The 16,514-nt window shown below is 35.5% G+C and carries 10 protein-coding genes and 1 pseudogene; 10 read left to right on the top strand and 1 reads right to left on the bottom strand.

Annotated elements, in window-relative coordinates; genetic code table 11:
- The first annotated feature begins 141 nt into the window (after positions 1-141).
- From AC0L8O_RS16575 to AC0L8O_RS16530, 10 genes and pseudogenes are all read left to right on the top strand, one after another.
- The gene (locus AC0L8O_RS16575) at positions 142-1,065 is read left to right on the top strand and encodes a 1,4-dihydroxy-2-naphthoate polyprenyltransferase (RefSeq protein WP_473443870.1); all 924 of its coding nucleotides are present in this window, start codon (positions 142-144) and stop codon (positions 1,063-1,065) included.
- A 184-nt stretch (positions 1,066-1,249) separates the two neighbouring features.
- Positions 1,250-2,323, top strand: coding sequence for a GntR family transcriptional regulator (locus tag AC0L8O_RS16570; protein WP_473448961.1), 1,074 nt, complete (start codon positions 1,250-1,252; stop codon positions 2,321-2,323).
- Between the two features lie 468 nt (positions 2,324-2,791).
- A pseudogene (locus AC0L8O_RS16565) lies at positions 2,792-4,548 on the top strand (glycoside hydrolase family 2 protein).
- 26 nt (positions 4,549-4,574) lie between these two features.
- Positions 4,575-6,371 (top strand): glycoside hydrolase family 2 protein, encoded by a 1,797-nt coding sequence (locus AC0L8O_RS16560; protein WP_473443868.1) that lies wholly within the window; start codon positions 4,575-4,577, stop codon positions 6,369-6,371.
- A 323-nt stretch (positions 6,372-6,694) separates the two neighbouring features.
- Positions 6,695-7,951, top strand: coding sequence for an extracellular solute-binding protein (locus tag AC0L8O_RS16555; protein ID WP_264144658.1), 1,257 nt, complete (start codon positions 6,695-6,697; stop codon positions 7,949-7,951).
- Between the two features lie 101 nt (positions 7,952-8,052).
- Positions 8,053-8,985 (top strand): carbohydrate ABC transporter permease, encoded by a 933-nt coding sequence (locus tag AC0L8O_RS16550; RefSeq protein ID WP_473448958.1) that lies wholly within the window; start codon positions 8,053-8,055, stop codon positions 8,983-8,985.
- 3 nt (positions 8,986-8,988) lie between these two features.
- On the top strand, positions 8,989-9,834 hold the full coding sequence (locus tag AC0L8O_RS16545; protein ID WP_473443866.1) for a carbohydrate ABC transporter permease: 846 nt from the start codon (positions 8,989-8,991) through the stop codon (positions 9,832-9,834).
- A gap of 21 nt (positions 9,835-9,855) precedes the next feature.
- Positions 9,856-10,275: a hypothetical protein gene (locus AC0L8O_RS16540; protein WP_473443865.1), complete on the top strand. Its 420-nt coding sequence runs from the start codon at positions 9,856-9,858 to the stop codon at positions 10,273-10,275.
- 142 nt (positions 10,276-10,417) lie between these two features.
- Entirely contained in the window at positions 10,418-14,521 is a 4,104-nt protein-coding gene (locus AC0L8O_RS16535; RefSeq protein ID WP_473443863.1) for a carbohydrate-binding protein, read from the top strand.
- A gap of 83 nt (positions 14,522-14,604) precedes the next feature.
- Positions 14,605-15,603 carry a glycoside hydrolase family 43 protein gene (locus AC0L8O_RS16530; RefSeq protein WP_473443861.1) on the top strand — a complete coding sequence of 333 codons (999 nt, stop codon included), beginning with the start codon at positions 14,605-14,607 and terminating at the stop codon, positions 15,601-15,603.
- Between the two features lie 73 nt (positions 15,604-15,676).
- On the opposite strand, the gene AC0L8O_RS16525 is transcribed toward AC0L8O_RS16530, so the two are convergent.
- Positions 15,677-16,507, bottom strand: coding sequence for a MerR family transcriptional regulator (locus AC0L8O_RS16525; RefSeq protein ID WP_473443859.1), 831 nt, complete (start codon positions 16,505-16,507; stop codon positions 15,677-15,679).
- Positions 16,508-16,514 lie beyond the last annotated feature (7 nt).

Genomic DNA, 16,514 nt, shown 5'->3' with positions numbered 1-16,514 from the left:
TCAATGTGGAGAGAATTTTTTTGTCCTGGAAGTTGTTTCATAGGAGGCTTTGTATAGAAGGACAATAACGATTATGATATAACTAGAAAGTAGGTAGTTTTCTAACCTAATAATGTCACTATCTGGTTTGAAAGGATTGAAATGATGGATCAACAAACACTGGGTAAAGAAAATAAAAGTATGGGAAAACTGTTATGGCAACTAACCCGGCCTCATACGTTAACAGCATCCTTTATACCTGTTTTAATAGGAACTGTATCAGCGATGTTTTATATGAAGGTTGATATTATACTATTTATCGCTATGTTATGTGCATGTCTTTTTCTTCAAATTGCTACAAATTTATTCAATGAATATTATGATTTTAAACGAGGATTGGATACAGAAGATTCGGTAGGGATTGGTGGCGCGATTGTACGTCATGGTATGAAACCAAAAACCGTATTACAGCTTGCTTTGGGATTATATAGCTTGGCACTACTGTTAGGGATCTATATTTGTGCAAGCAGCAGTTGGTGGTTGGCAGTGATTGGAATTATTGGTATGGCAATTGGGTACCTTTATACAGGAGGACCTTTTCCAATCGCGTATACACCCTTTGGTGAACTATTTGCAGGTCTATGCATGGGCTCTTTATTTGTATTAATTTCATTTTTTATTCAAACCAACACAATAAATTTGCAAATTACCCTACTTTCTATTCCTATTGCTATACTTGTTGGAGCTATTAATCTATCTAATAATATACGTGATATTGAAGAAGATACAAAAGGCGGAAGGAAGACTTTAGCTATTTTAATGGGGCACAGAAAAGCGGTCTATTTTCTGGCGCTGTTATTTACTATTTCCTATATATGGATTGCTGGATTAGTGATAGTAGGTAATACAAGTCCTTGGCTTTTCCTTGTTTTATTAAGTGTACCGAAGCCAATTCAAGCGGTTAAAGGGTTCTTGGATAATGAGATTCCGATGAATACGGGTATAGCCATGAAAGCGACTGCGCAAACGAATACGATCTTTGGCTTTCTTCTTTTTATTGGTCTGTTTATTAGCTATTATTTGTAAAAAATCATCTTAATAATCAAGTTTCAGGTATAAGCCAGTTTAGAGGAAGGGGATAAACACCTTCTGTTCTAAATTGGCTTTTACATTTCAGAAAACTGCAACCGGTTGGATTAGAAATAAGATATAGCATTTTATATTAAGTATAGTATAATTAGTATTAATAATATACTAAGGGTGAGTTAAAATAAAAAATGAACCACTATACCAACAAATAAAAAATAGAATCAAAGAGCAAATCCAATCCGGTAAGCTGCGAGTAGGTGACAGAGTACCATCTGAAAAAGAATTAACGGAAGAATATCATGTGAGCCAAATTACAACAAAAAATGCTTTAGCAGGACTCGCGGAAGAGGGAATTGTAGAAAGAATAAAAGGGAAAGGGACGTTTGTTTGTGAAAGTAGTCTCACAAGCTCAACTAGTAGATCGAAAAAATCAAAAGGATTAATAGGATTTATTCTTCCTAGTATGAAAACGAAGATTGAGCAAGAGTTTGTTAATTATATTGAAAAATATGTTTCGAAAAATGGCTATCATCTAATTATAAAGATCACGCGAGAATCTCAGTTTGAGGAAGCTGATGCAATTGAAATGTTCAGAAAGCTTGATGTAAAAGGAATGATCATTTTTCCTACAGAAAAGGAAACCTACAATGAAGCGGTACTCAGGCTATCGCTGGATAAATTCCCTCTGGTCTTAATTGATAGATATATGGAGAATATATTGACTTATAGTGTAACCTCTGAAAATGAATCTGGAACCTATGAGGCGATCTCTTATTTATTGGAAAAAGGGCATACAAACATTAGTCTTGTTTCACCAATTATTACGAATACCGTTACTGCTGAAAGAGCTAAAGGCTTTGAACATGCTTTTTTAAATAAGGGAACGACTATTAATAAAAATCAATGGCTTACTTTAAACTTTAATGATATTTCACCTGGTAAAACACCTACACTTATCAAAGAATTTCTTTTAAGTAAATCTGAAATAACAGCGGTATTTACGATGAATGCTGAACTAGCTTTATATACTCATGAAGCTATTAAATCAATTAAAAAAGAAGTATCCCGAGATATTGAATTGTTATCATTTGACCCATCGGGAATATCTGGGGTTTCCTTTATACAACAGAATATTGCTGAATGTAGTAAGAAAACAGTGAACTTGCTTTTAGAGCAACTTGAAGGTCATTACAATCCCAAAAGAATATACGTTCCTGTTGATCTAAAAATTGTAAAAGATGAAAAAAGTATTTGAAGGTTAACAAACAATATTCAAGATTAAACCGTACATAGTTGGCACTTTTTAAACAAATATAATGTACGGTTTTTTTGTGATTCCTCATGGATTCCTTTTTTTGCTTTCCCGTCCTCAATAACCACCCTGGATGCTCCATTTCACAAGTTTTTGGTACCATTACGGAATGTTCATAATATGAGAATACTTTGGTTAGTTTATAAACTAAGTATATTTTATACTAAATTTAGTATGTAATATCTAGATTTATTATATTAACATCTTATTGAAAGCGCTTAAATTATTGTTGTTTATAAAAATGTTGTTTTAAGTGATTGCAATTTTCAAGGAAAAAATATTTAGTATATAAAAGTATATTTTATATTAAATTTAGTATATAAGTTATACTCATTATGTAATAATATTTGTGTAAGCACTTTCAGTGTGCTGAGTGTATAAACAAGATTTTGGTTAAAGGAGTTTTATAGAATGATAAATAAAAGCATTCCTAGAGAGGAATATCCTAGGCCTCAATTTGAAAGAGCAGAATGGTTGAACTTAAATGGTGAATGGAATTTTAAATTTGATAAAGAAAACAATGGTGAAAAAGAGAAGTGGTACAAGAAATTCGACGCCGAAAAAAAATCATTGTTCCATTTACATATGAAACAAAAGCCAGTGGAATCGAAGAGGAAGAATTTTGTCCACATATTTGGTATCAGAAGAAAATAACAATTCCTTCTGAATACGAGGGCAAGGAAATCGTCCTTCATTTCCAGGCAGCAGATTACAAGACAAAGCTATGGGTGAATGGGAGGTTTGTTGGTGAACGAAAAGGTGGGCAAATCGCTTTCTCTTTCAATATAACAGACTACTTAGAAGAAACTAAAGAACTGGACATTGTCGTAAAAAACGAGGATAGCCAAAGCTGCTTTCAACCACGTGGAAAACAGAGATGGTTGGATCAGAGTTATGAATGCTGGTATGTTCAAACAACAGGCATTTGGCAAACGGTATGGCTTGAGTTCTTAAATGATACACATATTCATGCAGTAAAAATAACCCCTGATATAGATTCTGAATCAGTTGAATTTGTCTATGAAGTAGGAGGTAACATTGATTCTTCTTATGTGTTGAAAACGTCTATTTCCTTTAAGGGTTTACCTATAAAGACCTTTGATCAAGTAGTTAGCCGTCCAAACCTAACAATAAAAACAAATATTGCAAGTGAGTTCCATCATTGGAGAGTTGCTCATTGGAGTCCACAGTCTCCTAACTTATACGATGTTACATTTACACTACTTAAAAATGGTGAAGTCATAGATCTTGTAAAAACGTATTTTGGCATGAGAAAGATTTCAATAGAGAACGGAAATGTGATGCTTAATAATATTCCAATCTATCAAAAGCTCATTTTAGATCAAGGTTATTGGGAGGAATCCCATTTAACACCACCTTCCGAAGAAGCCATACTTGAGGATATTGATAAAACTTTCGCGATGGGCTTTAACGGAGTAAGAAAACATATGAAGGTGGAAGATCAACGATATCTTTATTGGGCAGATAAAAAAGGACTACTTGTTTGGTCTGAAATGGCTGCAACATATGAGTTTTCAGATGAGGCTGTTCAAAACTTTACTGAGGAGTGGATGGAGGTTGTCAAGCAACACTATAATCACCCAAGTATTATTGTATGGACACCGTTTAATGAGTCATGGGGTGTGAAAAATATTTTTACAGACCGTAAGCAACAAAAATTCACAGAGGGGATTTATCATCTTACAAAAGCAATCGACAGTATGAGGCCGGTGATTGTAAACGATGGATGGGAGCACACAGTATCAGACATCATTACATTGCACGATTATGTGGAATATGGAGATGAATTTTTAAATCGATATAAAGATAAAGAAAAGGTAGTGAATAATGAAATAGCTTTCAATAAACATAAGCATGCCATGGCACAAGGTTATGAGTATAAAGGGCAACCAATCATCATCAGTGAGTACGGTGGTATTGCCTTCAACTCGGAAAAAGGTTGGGGTTATGGAAATCAAGTGAAGAATGAAGAAGATTTTCTAAAACGCTATGAATCTATCACACAAGGAATTAAAGATACTCCATATATTAGCGGGTTTTGTTATACACAAATTACAGATGTTCAGCAAGAAATTAATGGACTTCTAAATGAAGATCGAACACCAAAAGTAGACATGAACAAAATTAAAGAGATTAACAGTAAATAATTTTAACACAGATAAAGGAGAAGCTTATGACATTTCGACAAGAATATCCCCGCCCACAATTAGTAAGAGGGGACTGGCTTAATCTAAACGGTGAATGGGATTTTGAATTTGATGATCAAAATATTGGACTGGAGGAAAAATGGTTTAAAGAGAGTGCGGAATACAAGCGAAAAATAAATGTACCATTTGCTTATCAAACAAAGTTGAGTGGAATAAATGATTCTACCTTCCATGATTGGGTGTGGTATCGTCGAGAATTTACCATTCCTGATTCAATGAATGGAAAGCAAATTATCCTGCATTTTGGTGCTGTTGACTATCGTGCAATGGTTTTTATTAATGGAAATTTGGTAGGTTCCCATGAGGGTGGCCACACCTCCTTTTCATTTGATATAACCAACTATTTACAGGATGGAAACCAAACACTTGTTGTAAGAGTTGAAGATCCTTCTATAGATGAAACCATTCCAAGAGGAAAGCAATATTGGATTGAGAAATCTGCTGCTATATGGTACACACGGACTACCGGAATATGGCAGACGGTATGGATAGAAGCAGTGAATATAACTCATATAAAAAAATTGAGATTCACTCCGGATATCGACAAAGGTGATATTACAATCGATTTTGAGGTGGCAGGTAATTATATAAATAAAAAGGTGGATATCGATATCACCTTTAAAGATGAAGTGATTGCAAATGAAACAATACAAATACATGAAAGTTTTGTAAAAAGGTCGATTAATCTCTACAATCGAAAAATATTTCGAACGGGTTTTCATCATGTTGGGTGGAACTGGTCACCAGAAAATCCGAATTTATTTGATGTCAAAATTCGTGTGAAAGAACAAGAGCAAGTGCTGGATACTATCTCTTCTTACTTTGGAATGAGGAAAATTCATACTGAAAATGGCATGGTATATCTAAACAATAGACCATATTATCAAAAATTAGTACTTGATCAGGGGTATTGGCCGGAAGGTTTATTAACTGCACCAACTGATGAGGATTTAAAGAAAGATATAGTACTAACAAAAGAAATGGGATTTAATGGCTGCAGAAAGCACCAAAAGGTAGAGGATCCCCGCTTTCTTTATTGGGCAGATAAATTAGGCTTCCTGGTTTGGGGAGAATGTGCCGCTTCACCTTCTTATAGTGAGGATGCTGTTGCGCGTCTAACAAATGAGTGGATTGAAATCATCGAACGAGATTACAACCATCCTTGTATTGTCACATGGGTTCCTATTAATGAAAGTTGGGGCGTTCCTTCTATTTGTAATAATGACCAGCAAATACACCATTCGGCAGCGATGTATCATTTAATCCATTCACTTGATACAACGAGATTGGTCATTTCAAATGATGGGTGGGAATTAACAAAAACAGATATTTGTGCTATTCATAATTACAACCATGGACAAAAGGATGAAGTGGAAAAGTACAATGAGTTTATGAATTCATTACGAACTACTGAAAATCTACTTCTCTCAAGACCGGCCGGACGAGAGATCTATACGAAAGGTTATCATCACAGTGGTGAGCCAATTCTTTTAACTGAATTCGGTGGAATTGGATATAAAGTTGGCGATGATAGTGGCTGGGGTTATACGTCGGTTACAAATGAGGAAGATTTTCTGGCGGATTATGAACGAGTCATGAAAGCGGTGTATGAATCCAGTGCCTTGCATGGATATTGCTATACACAGTTAACAGATGTTGAACAGGAGATTAATGGCTTATTAACATATGATCGAAAACCAAAGTGTGATTTACAACTGCTTAAAAAGATAAATGATATGTGGCATGTCCCGATTGTAAGGTAACTAACCTATTCGAATCAAAAATGAATGATGTGAAAGATCCCTTGACTGAAATTGGTCTAATTTCAGTCAAGAGATTTAAATAAAAGGTAAGCAAGTATAAAGTTTTATACTTAGTGTTGGTGTCCAGCTCCAGCGCCTAGCCCCGAAGCATAGGACGTGCAAGTGCAGTCAAGCGACAGGACGTCGCGTTTTTGACTGCCTCGGGATCATAAGCCACTCAGGAATTGAAGACAAACAGCGTCTTCTATTCCTGAGCGTCTTATGCCTGCCTTAGGCTATCAAGGCGTTTGCGCTTTTCTTAACAAAAATCAGGGGGGAAATATATGAAGAAAAAAGCGGTATTAATGTTTACGATACTTTTTGTGTTTGCCATGGCTTTATCAGGTTGTAGCGGTTCATCCAGTAGTTCAGGATCATCTAAAAATGAGATTTTATTTTGGAATCCGTTTACAGGTCCGGATGGCGAAAATATGAAACAAATCGTTGATGAGTATAATAAGACAAATCCGGAATTCAAGGTTAAAAATTTATCTATTACTGAGGGCGATATGTATACAAAAATCCCGACGGTAGTAAATTCCGGAAAAGGGATTCCTGATTTAACTATTGTACATGCAGAGAGAATTAAACAATTTGTTGATAATGATATGTTAACACCATACGATGATTTATTGGGTGATTATCCTGAGATTAAAGCAGAAAACTATGTTCCCGCAGGATGGAATATTGGAGATATTAATGGCAGTAGATATAGTGTTCCATTAGATGTTCACAGCTTTGTTATGTATTACAATAAAGAATTACTTGAAAAATATGCACCAAATGCACTTGATGATAACGTTATTACATTTGATGAAATCCGAGCGGCTGGAGAACTATCTAAAAAAGACGGTATTACTGGTTTCGGCTTAACTTGGACTCGACCGATCTTTTTATCTATTTACAATCAACTAGGTGGAGATATTACTAGTGATGGAGAAACACCAACTCTTAATACGCCGGAAGCGAAAGAAGCGTTGGAATTAATTAAGGGGTTAGTTGATGACAAAATTGCCAACAAAGATGGAGAAGATCCAGGTCAATTGTTTCAATCTGGTAAAGCAATCTTCTATCCTGAAGGTATTTGGATGCAAAACGGCTTAAATGAAGCGAAAAATTTAAATTGGGGCTTAACGAATTTCCCGCAAATTTCACCAGATAATATTGTAAACTGGACGTCTTCTCATCAATTCGTCATGTTTAAAGATGAAAATCGGTCTGAAGAGAAAACAAAAGGAATGATGGATTTCCTTGACTACGTCAGACAACATTCACTTCCGTGGGCAAAGGCGGGACAAAACCCTGCTGCATTAGAAACATTAGACGATTCTGAATACAAAGAAATGCCACAATCATTCTTAATAGAAGATCCTGAATTACAAAAAACATTAAAAATCTTTGATTATAAATATAATGGCTTTGTAGTTGAAGAGATTGATAAATTAGTTGGAGATGCGGCGTTTGGAAAATTGGATATTGATGAAGGACTGGAAAAAGCACAAAAAGCCATTGAAGATAAAATAGCAACAAATAAAAAATAATCGTTGCTAAAATTATTGAGAATGATTCAACCAAAGGGTTTGACCCTTTGGTTGAGTTGTCCTCTCTCTATTCGATAACGAAAGAATAGGAGCTTAAGATGATGATAAATACTGGAGAGAATAAGGAAGTAAAAATATCCTCAGTACTGGTAGGGAAATCAAATAAAAAAAGGTTAAATCTATCTCCTTATCTATATATTGGACCACATCTCATTCTGTTTGCTGTATTTTTTCTATTTCCTACTTTATATGGAGTTTATATTTCTTTTACCAATTGGGATCTAATTGGTGATCCTGAATTCGTAGGGCTGGCAAACTATACAGAAATTTTACTTAATCAGGATTCTACTTTCTACGAACAACTCCGTGTTGGTTTGGGAAATACATTTAAATTTGTCATTTTTACAGTCCCATTTTGTATTATCGTTCCATTGTTTTTAGCTGCTGGACTTAATACGAAACCAAAAGGAATAAAGTTTTTCCAAGCACTGTTTTATATGCCGTCTTTATTTTCTGTATCTGCAGTCATGATCATTTTTGCTATGCTATTTAGTGTTTCATTTGGACCAATCAACCATTATTTAAATGTTGATACGAACTGGTTATCTACCCAGCCGTACGCCTGGGTTACATTGGTTATCGTAACCGTTTGGTGGACAATTGGTGCAAATATGATTATCTATCAAGCTGCACTTAATGGTATTTCAAAAGATTTATATGAAGCCGCATCAATAGATGGCGCAAATAACGTTCAAAAATTCTTAAAGATTACACTACCAAGCATAAGAGCTCAAATACTATACACAGTTGTTATTACGACAATTGCACAATTTAATGTTTACGGGCAGCCGCTCATGTTAACAAAAGGTGGACCAACTAGCTCGACGACAGTTCTATTAATGTACATTCAAGAGAATGCATTCGGTTCTGGAATTTCCATTGCCGGAATTGGAGCAGCAATGGCTGTCATTTTAGGATTATGTATTATGGTTGTTTCTGCAATCCAATTTTTCTTTTTAAGACAACGTGATTAGGAGGTGCTTTCCTTGAAGAAAATATCTGTAACGAAAATGATTTCATTCATCTTTTTATTATTCATGGCGTTTATATGGCTTGTTCCATTACTTTACACATTTTTAACTACATTCAAAAATGAATCAGATATTCAATCAAATCCCTTTACAATCTTGCCAATTAATTGGGTGATTGGTAACTACCAGGATGTTCTGTTCGAAAACACTAGTGCACCTGTTGCAAAGTGGTTTATGAACTCGCTCATAATTTCGGTATCACAGACAGTATTAGTATTAGTAATAGTTTCATTAGCTGGGTATGGTTATTCTAGAATGAAATTTAAAGGGAGAGATGCCATCTTTATTTTTTTAATGGCAACGATGATGTTCCCTGCTGTTGTAAACCTTATCCCACTATATAAAATTATTGATACATTAGGATGGGTTAATAGCTATTTTGCAGCAATCGTTCCGGGGGCTGCCGGAGTATTTAATATCTTTCTAGTTAGACAATTTATGCTGGGAATTCCTAAGGACTTTGATGAATCTGCCAGAGTGGACGGTGCCTCTGAATTTCAAATCTTCACTAAGTTAATATTACCGTTAATAAGACCGGTTTTAACAGTTGTTGCGTTGTTTACATTTACAGGTTCCTGGAATGACTTCTTATGGCCGTCGATCGTGTTTAATGATATTGAAAAAATGCCAATTACTCCAGGGCTGCAATTGCTTCAGGGCATGTATGCACTTGATATAGCTCATGCTTTAACAGGGGCGCTAATTGCGATTGTTCCAACATTTATTCTCTATTTATTTACACAAAAATATTTTATGGAATCGCTTTCTTTATCGTCAGGTGTTAAAGGATAGGCACGAAAAGGAGGTTTCACAGTGAATAGAAAACTCGAGCGAAGATTAATCATAATTGGATCCATTTGGCAAATGACTACAGGACTCTTAACCATATTTGTCTATGCTTCATTTATCAAAAATGAAGGGTTGAACGCTTCCTTTGATACCTTTGCTAAACTGGAAGCAGCACAATCGATATTTGGAAGTTTGTATATATTTTCAGTCTCGTTTGGGATGCTATTTGTCTTATTAGGGTTGATAAACTTTATTTTAGCTAGGGGATTAAAGGATGATAAAGCAGAAACGAAAAAGCCGGTATGGTTTATTGTCATAGGCTTAGCCTCTTATTTTGTCATGGACATTTTAGCATCACTTTTGTTTTTATCTGGAGGAATCTTAGCTTTTGCCAAAAATAAATCAATAGTAAAGATGGAAAGCTATCATTTACAAAATCAATAATATAAAACCAAAGGAAAGACCAACTTCTCTTTCCTTTGGTTTTTACTTTGGCCTTTATTGAGTAATAGAGTATTAGCTAGTAGACTATGTACTTTTGAAAATCTAAACATTGGAGGAGATTTTCCTGAAAAAGATTATGACGATGGCAATATTGGTTAGCTTTATACTGTCTCTCCCATTATCAACCTATGCTTTCAGTAACCCTTTTAAACTACCGAATTCTTGGGAATGGGATACAGGAGTGTTTTATGGAGAAGGAGATCCTTATATTCTAAAACATAATGGTATTTATTATCTTTATGTCAGTACGGTTGATGATAAGAGTGGAGTAAAAGCGTGGAAGTCAGAAGATTTGGTGAATTGGGAGTACGGTGGATTAGTGACGGAGGAACCCACAACAAAGGCTGCCTATGCACCTGAGGTTGTCTATTGGAATGGAAGCTTTTATATGTACACATCACCTGGAGGTAATGGACATTATGTATATAAAAGTTCAAATCCATTAGGGCCTTTCAAAAAGCAAACAGAAAATCTCGGTATGGGAATTGATGGACATGTATTTATAGACGATGATGGAAAATGGTATTTCTACAGTACCGGTGACCAAAGAATTGATGCACGGCCAATGTCTGATCCATATACATTTGGACAAGTTTCACACACTGGTGCAGAAATGAATGGTTGGACAGAGGGGCCAACGATTATAAAAAGAAATAACAAATATTATATGACGTACACAGGAAATCACGTTTGGAATAAAGCTTACCGTGTAGATTATGCATCAAGCGATTCCCCGATTGCTGATTATGCACATAAGTTGGAACAAAACCCGATCTTACTAAATGCAGAAGGAGAAAATGCAGGTGTAGGACATAATTCTGTTGTTCGTGGACCGGATCTTGATTCTGATTATATGGTTTATCATAGTCATGCAAATCCAGGCCGCTATATGAACCTTGATCGAATTGCTTGGAATGGAGACAAGATGCTCGTTCTTGGTCCGACTACAGCCGAACAGCCTAACCCGGATTTACCTGATTTTAGTGAGAGGTTCCCCGATTCCTCACTGAATAAGAACTGGGAGAATAAAAATGGGGGAAGCTGGACCGTAAATTCAGACATGTCCGGCTGGCTACAGCAAACAAAAATGGGTAGTCCGGAAAAGTTTAAACAACTGACGAAGGTCGGGACTTCTTCAGACTACACCGCAGAATTTAATATGAAAACAATTAAGCGAGGATCCAGCAGTGATCCACGTTTTGGTGCTGTGTTCTCCTATAAGGATAAAAAAAACTATGGATTAGCTGTGTTAAATCCTAATAAAAATCAATTAGAAACGTTCTTCATCGTAAACGGGGTTGAACAAAAATGGGAAGCAACTGATTTACCTAACGGCTATGATTATACTAAACTTCATCAAATACGAATCGAAAAAGCTGCTTCAACCTTTAAGATCTTTGTAGATGGAATGCAAAAGCAAACACGCCATATAGAAAAACTGGATGGCGGAAAGATTGGATACATGACAAGTGATGTTCATGCTGCTTTCGGGTTTACCGCCTTTAGTAATAAAGTAAACGGAAGCTCTGTATTTGATGCATATAAACCTGTACCAGGAAGCATTGAAGCGGTGCACTATAATTCAGGAGGAGAAGGAAAAGGCTACCATGACACAACTACTGAGAATACTAGTGATAAATATAGAAAAGATGCGGTTGATTTTAAAGGGAATTCCGAAAGTGGATACTATGTAAGCTTGAATAAAAAAGGAGAATGGCTGAATTATAACTTAACTATTGCAGAAGAGGGTTCTTATAATTTAGATTTAAGAATCACTGACTCAAGTAAAGATGCACAAATAAAATTAGTATTAGACAATTCGACGGAATTGTCTCAAAGTATCAATATTCCTCATACAAATGAGTGGAAAACTCTTTCAATTGAGGGGATAAGATTACCAAAAGGAAAACATACGCTAAAAGTCATTGCAGAAAATGGAAGCTTTGATCTATCGACACTTGATTTTCATGATAGTAAGGAAGTGACAAAAATATCGTCAAACTTCAATGATGGAACAAGCGAGGGCTGGGAGGAAATAGAAGGGTTTTGGACAGTAAATACAAATAAACCAAGCGTATTTGATGCGTACAAACCAATACCGGGGTCAATTGGTGCTGCTTATTATATCACTGGCGGTGAAGGAATCGCTTATCATGAAACAACGGCGGAAAATATCGGCGGGGTATTAAGAGGAGATTCTGTAGATATACGTGATAACCCAAAAGGCGGTACTGCAGTAGGATGGAATCAAACTGGAGAATGGTTTAAATACAATGTATCCATTAAAGAATCGGGTTTATATAATCTTCAATTAAATGCGGCAACAACATTTCAATCAGCAAAAGTGAGAATTTGGCTTGATGATGAAATAGATTTAACGGGTGTGTTGGATGTTCCTAACACCGGAGATTGGAATAATTGGCAGCCTGTCATAAAAGAAGGCGTCACATTACCTGAGGGAGAACACACGTTAAAGGTTGAGATCGTCGAAGGAGAATTTGATTTCACGGGCATTGACTTTACATCATTTGATATCCATAAGCCAATCCCTGGTATTATTGAGGCGGAAGATTACAATCTTGGTGGCGAAGGTGTTGGATATCATGATAACACCTTAGAGAATAGTGGAGAACAATATCGAAAGGATTCTGTCGATATACGATCAAATCCGGAAGGTGGTTACGCTGTTACCTCCAATCAAACAGGAGAATGGCTAGCATATAACGTCGATATTGAAGAAGAAGGAAGCTATGGATTAGACATTCTTGCCTCCTCTGCTATATCGGGAGGGAAAGTAAGGCTTCTTTTAAATGATGAAATTGATCTAACGGGAGAAATTGATATACCTAATACAGGTGAATTAAATAAGTGGGAAAACATTTCACTACAGGGTATTTCTTTACCGGCTGGAAAGCATACTTTAAAGCTTGAAGTCCTAAATGGAGAATTTGATATTTCTAGATTATTATTTCATAGATTTGATCATCATAAGGAGCTTCCGGGAAAAATCATGGCAGCAGATTATATGACCGGTGGTGAAGGTGTGGGGTATCACGACAATTCTCCTGATAATATTGGTCGCAAATATAGGAGAGATGCAGTCGATATCCGGATTAATCCGGAAGGTGGATATAATGTAGGCTGGAACCAGGCTGGAGAATGGCTAAAGTATAATGTCGACATAAGCGAAGCGGATGAGTATGAACTAGACATTAGAGTGGCAACTAATTTGGAAGGAAGTCAAATAAGACTTTGGCTAGATGATACTACCGATTTAACAGGTGTTATAGATGTGCCGAAAACTGGAGGATGGGATAACTGGGAAAGTGTAATTAAAGAAAATGTTTCATTACCAGCTGGAAAGCATACGATCAAGGTGGAAATGGTAAAAGGAGAATTTGATTTTAGAAGTATCCAATTCTCTGTTGCTGATGGCCAAGAACCACCAGCTATTGAAGGTGAATATAGCACATCACCAGGGACCTTTGCGAAATCTGTCATAGGAGACAGTAGGTGGAAGGATTATACAGTTGAAGCGGATCTTACTATCGGAGCTGGAACAGGAGACGGTGGTTTACTTTTCAGAGTAAATAATCCGGCAAACGGTATTGAACTTGGACAAAATAATCCTAATTTTATGCAAGGTTATATAGCCTATATAAATAAGGAAGGAATTCATTTAGGGAAGTTTAATTATAACTGGGAATACTTAAAAGGTGCTGAACTAAATGAGCCATTGAATACATGGCATCATGTGAAGGTTGTTGCCAAAGGTACAAACATTAAGATTTATGTAGGAGATATGAATGTTCCCAAAATAGATTATACAGACAACAGCAGCACAGCATTTACTCAGGGAAAACTAGGACTGCGATCAAACTATAATCAGACAACGTTTGATAATTTTGTGGTAAAACCATTAGAAACGACCCATTCATCCATAAAAAACGATCTTGATAGAATGAAAGAATCTGGTGAGATTGTTCAAAGTACCTATAAAAAATTAACAAATAAATTAGATCAATCTAAGCATCATTTAGACAAAGGGAAAGTCGCTCAATCAATCAAGCATCTTCATGATTTTAGAGATTCTCTAGAAAAAGAAAATAAACTATCTGAAGTTATCAAACAAGAACTTGAAGGAGATGCTCTAAGACTTATAAGAAAAATAGAAGAAGAAAAGTAAGTGAAAATGGGTAGGTACAAGAAAATGAGGGTACCTACCCATTCATTTTGTATATGTCATGAACAATGAATGGGGGATACACGATGGAAAAAAATAAACAAAATCAAAGCGGAGTAGAATTAGGAGAAATGTTTATGAACCCTCTACTTGAGAGTGGACCTGATCCATATATATGTAAACATTTTGATGGAAACTACTATTTTACAGCTACGACTCGTACTCATATAGCCCTTTGGAAGAGTACAACGATTACAGGGATATCAACTGCTGAAAAGAAGATCATTTGGGAGCCTCCAGTAGAAGGGCCATACAGTAAAAATATTTGGGCTCCGGAAATCCACTTTATACATAATAAATGGTTTATCTATTTCACTGCTAATGACGGTGGTGGTGATGACACACGACGAATTTATGTATTAGAAAATTCTTTTGAAAATCCACTAGAGGGAGAATGGAACTTTAAAGGTGCTGTAAATACGGAACTTCCAGGACTGGATGGAACAGTCCTTCAACATCATCATCAACTTTATTTCCTCTATGCAGGTTATGGGTATTTTCCTGATTATGGATCAGCTTTATATATTGTAAAAATGAAAAATCCATGGACATTAGAAGGTGAAAATATTCTACTTTCTGCACCAACATCAGAGTGGGAGAAACAGGGTGGAATGGCAATTAATGAAGGACCTATTTTATTGAAAAGAAATGGGAAGCTATTTTTAATTTTTTCAGCAAGCGCTACATGGTCTGATGATTATTGTTTAGGAATGTTAACTGCTAATGAATCAGATGATGTAATGGACCCGGACTCTTGGGTTAAATATCCGGAACCTGTTTTTTCAAAGAATATAAAAAATCGAGTGTTTTCACCGGGACATAATAGCTTTACTCAATCTCCGGATGGAACTGAGGATTGGATTGTGTATCACGCATTTTCTTTTTCAGAGTCTGAAGGAGACCATAGGAATGGGAAGCTTCGTAATCCAAGGATCCAAAAATTTCATTGGAATCAAGATGGGACACCAAATTTTGGAATACCTTTACCTGCCTATACGCCGATCAAGCTCCCTTCAGGAGAATAAGTAATGGGAAATATTATAAACACCCTTCTAAAAAAGGGGTGTTTATAATATTTCGTAGAAAAACGCTGTTATACTAATCTTCTGCAATTTTTACCCTGAACTCACTTATATATTGGTGTTTATTATTTCGATAATAGACGGAAAAGAATTCATAGATATCACTTAACGGTTTGACTTCGTTTGTTTGTATATAATGAATTAGTTTTTTGAATGTAACAAAGTAATGGTCAAATGAAGTGGAATTTGAAACAATGCTTAAGTATTTACCTTTTGGTAAGGTTGCAAATTCAGTATCACTTTGAAGAGATGAAATATGTTTATTCGATAGTACAGGTGTAAACAAATAATCATAATTGATTTCTTCAACAGTATTGTAGGGTCTAAATGGAATAATGGAGCCATACCCTTTTTTTCTAAACCCCTCTGTAGATGGTCCATATTTTCTTAGGCTGCTAAATGACGAATTAAAGGTGTTAATGGGACCTAAACCCATTACTTTTGTTTGAATAACCTTTATTTCATCCTTTTCTAAAAGAACGATCTCATCAAATGGAGCTTCTTGTCTCTGTAATTCTTCTCTTACATTGGCGATAATTTCTTGTATTTCAAATAAATAATCAATTTTTTCTTCCACAATTCTTTCTTGATCCATTAAAAAGGAAACATAATCTTCATTATTTAAATCTTCCACCCTTTTGATCTGATTTAAGGGTGTTCCGATATAACTTAAAGATTTTATTAGATCTAAACGATATAATTGTAAATCACTATAATAACGATAATTTGACTTTGGATCTACATAGGCTGGTTTAAATAAATCAATATGATCATAGAAGCGGAGAGCTTTAATAGAAATATTCATTAATTTTGAGACCTCACCTATTGAATAAAGTTTATCCTCCATTAATAAA

It is taken from the genome of Metabacillus sp. KJ11-3 (genome assembly GCF_055808295.1).
The sequence above is the reverse complement of the archived record's forward strand: the minus strand, read 5'-3'. Positions and strand labels throughout refer to the sequence as shown.

What these genes read in the sequence shown, in the direction of transcription:
- AC0L8O_RS16575 (WP_473443870.1), top strand. Translation starts at nt 142, where the DNA reads ATGATGGATCAACAAACACTGGGTAAAGAAAATAAAAGTATGGGAAAA.
- AC0L8O_RS16560 (WP_473443868.1), top strand. Translation starts at nt 4,575, where the DNA reads ATGACATTTCGACAAGAATATCCCCGCCCACAATTAGTAAGAGGGGAC.
- AC0L8O_RS16555 (WP_264144658.1), top strand. Translation starts at nt 6,695, where the DNA reads ATGAAGAAAAAAGCGGTATTAATGTTTACGATACTTTTTGTGTTTGCC.
- AC0L8O_RS16550 (WP_473448958.1), top strand. Translation starts at nt 8,053, where the DNA reads ATGATAAATACTGGAGAGAATAAGGAAGTAAAAATATCCTCAGTACTG.
- AC0L8O_RS16535 (WP_473443863.1), top strand. Translation starts at nt 10,418, where the DNA reads ATGGCAATATTGGTTAGCTTTATACTGTCTCTCCCATTATCAACCTAT.
- AC0L8O_RS16530 (WP_473443861.1), top strand. Translation starts at nt 14,605, where the DNA reads ATGGAAAAAAATAAACAAAATCAAAGCGGAGTAGAATTAGGAGAAATG.
- AC0L8O_RS16525 (WP_473443859.1), bottom strand. Translation starts at nt 16,507, where the DNA reads ATGGAGGATAAACTTTATTCAATAGGTGAGGTCTCAAAATTAATGAAT.